The organism is Acidovorax sp. HMWF018, assembly GCF_003061035.1.
In the GTDB taxonomy this organism is placed as follows: domain Bacteria; phylum Pseudomonadota; class Gammaproteobacteria; order Burkholderiales; family Burkholderiaceae_C; genus Acidovorax; species Acidovorax delafieldii.
Genome location: NZ_QAIM01000608.1, coordinates 1 through 1,761 on the forward strand (window position 1 = coordinate 1; position 1,761 = coordinate 1,761).

A 1,761-nucleotide genomic window follows, 5' to 3' on the forward strand; every position below is an offset into this window, starting at 1 on the left:
CGGCCGCCTGCCCAAGGTGACCGACACCGTGCAGTGGGAGGACTGGAAGCTGGAAGTGGTGGACATGGATGGCAAGACCATCGACAAGATCCTGGCGACACGCGTTCCCCAGACAGCAAAGGCTGAGGCCCTGCAGGAGATGCCATCGTGAGACTGCAACTGTCCAGCGGCATCATGCTGACTGGCACTTGCCGCAAGACGTCGTGGCAGGGCTGGCGCCTGTTGTTTGCAATGTTGGCCGTGTTCTCGAGCGCTGCGTGTATGGATGGCTACCCGCAGCACGAAATACCTGCCATTGACCCGCTGGACATGACCCAAGACCAGCGCCTCGCCTCCATGAACGCGATTGGCGAAGAAGCCCACCCCGAACGCCAGTGGAGCTACGACCTCCTTCCTGGTTGTGTTTTGCGCATCGATGTCGATGGTGCGGCAGGTCCGCGTCCGGCCATCGATATCCCGCTTCTTGGTGCAAGCGTCAAGGTGGCAACGAACAAGACAGACGAGACGTTCGATGTTGAAGTCAAACCCGCCCGCCCAGCCTCCGAGGGCGAGACCACGGTCCTGGCAGCCCAGGAATGGGCGCAGGCCATCGGGATGGCCAGGATTCTGCGAATGGTAGAGAAGGGTTGTACTGATGCGTGATTCGGTACTAGACAACGATCAGACTGATACCGTGAAACAGCACCATGAAGGGAGCAATGCATGCGTCTGACGACACGAAGCAGGTTTGCGCTCATTGCTATTGCGGATGTCGCTGTACGTGACGTCCATGGGCCCGTTGCGCTGTCTACCATTGCAAAGCGGCAAGGTATTTCACTGTCTTACCTTGAAACGCTGTTCAGCGCGCTGCGTCAAGCAGGACTGGTCGCGAGCACGCGAGGGCCAGGTGGTGGATACAAATTGGCTCGGAACGCGTCCGACATCACCGTTGCCGACATCGCAAGGGCCTCCGAGCAAGGGGAACTAAGAGGTGTGTCCTGCGAGCGTGACTCGATGAACGCCCGGCAAGGGGCAATAACCCATGATCTGTGGCGAGCATTCCATCAAACCGTGGATGACTATCTGCAGTCCGTCTCTCTGGCCGATGTGGTGAGAGAGCATCTTGAAAAGGGGGACATCAAGGAAGGACTGCGCCCGTCAGCGCCTGCCCCCAAAAGACGCCCACTCCATCCAGAGCGGCAGCTCCCTACTGGAAATGTTCCGAATTCGGTTTTTGCGCTGGGTAGGACTCTGAGGGCGAGATAGCACTCAGCTCAGAGCCCCCTTTGAGCCGTGATCCGCCGTCTAGAAGGACTGCAGGTGCACGTTACCCTATGTTTTCTGGCGCCAGTCGAGGATGGTGAACGAAGGTCGGGTATCGGCAACTACCGACATTGGCAGGCCAAAACTGAGCGACGGCAACCAGCCTGAAGCTGTCAAATCAAGTAGCCTTGTGGGCACGATCCTGATCGCGCAAGTAACTAGCTACGTTTGATACAGCGCAAACACTGCAATTTTGAGTTGGCATCGATGCTCTGTTTTGCGTAGCATTCAGATACAATCAACCAAGGAGAAAAATGAAGACAGCATTGTTCGCGCTCTTCCTCGGCGCATCCACCATCGCCAGCGCAGCACCGGTTCAGCCTCTGTCGGGCTCGGACCTGTCTTTATCTGCGGCGTCGGGCTCATCGACTTTCTTTGAAACCAAGGCCCGTGCTGGCAGCAAGCGGGTCGGTGGCAAGGGCCGCAGCGGCAAAGGTGGCCGATATGTGGGTGGTCACA

At 58.0% G+C, this 1,761-nt stretch carries 4 protein-coding genes; all 4 read left to right on the forward strand.

What is annotated here, in order from left to right; genetic code table 11:
• A partial coding sequence (locus tag DBR23_RS25920) for a transporter associated domain-containing protein (protein WP_304466246.1) occupies positions 1–151 on the forward strand: 151 nt, incomplete at its 5' end.
• A complete protein-coding gene (locus DBR23_RS25925) occupies positions 148–642 on the forward strand; it encodes a hypothetical protein (protein WP_108500008.1) in 495 nt (164 codons plus the stop codon). The genes DBR23_RS25920 and DBR23_RS25925, both read left to right, overlap by 4 nt.
• Before the next feature lie 60 nt (positions 643–702).
• Entirely contained in the window at positions 703–1,245 is a 543-nt protein-coding gene (locus DBR23_RS25930; RefSeq protein WP_108500009.1) for an Rrf2 family transcriptional regulator, read from the forward strand.
• A 311-nt stretch (positions 1,246–1,556) separates the two neighbouring features.
• On the forward strand, positions 1,557–1,761 hold a 205-nt coding region (locus tag DBR23_RS31855), incomplete at its 3' end, for a hypothetical protein (RefSeq protein ID WP_233250752.1).

Excerpts from the sequence above, each read along its gene's own strand:
- DBR23_RS25930 (WP_108500009.1), top strand. The coding sequence starts at position 703 with ATGCGTCTGACGACACGAAGCAGGTTTGCGCTCATTGCTATTGCGGAT.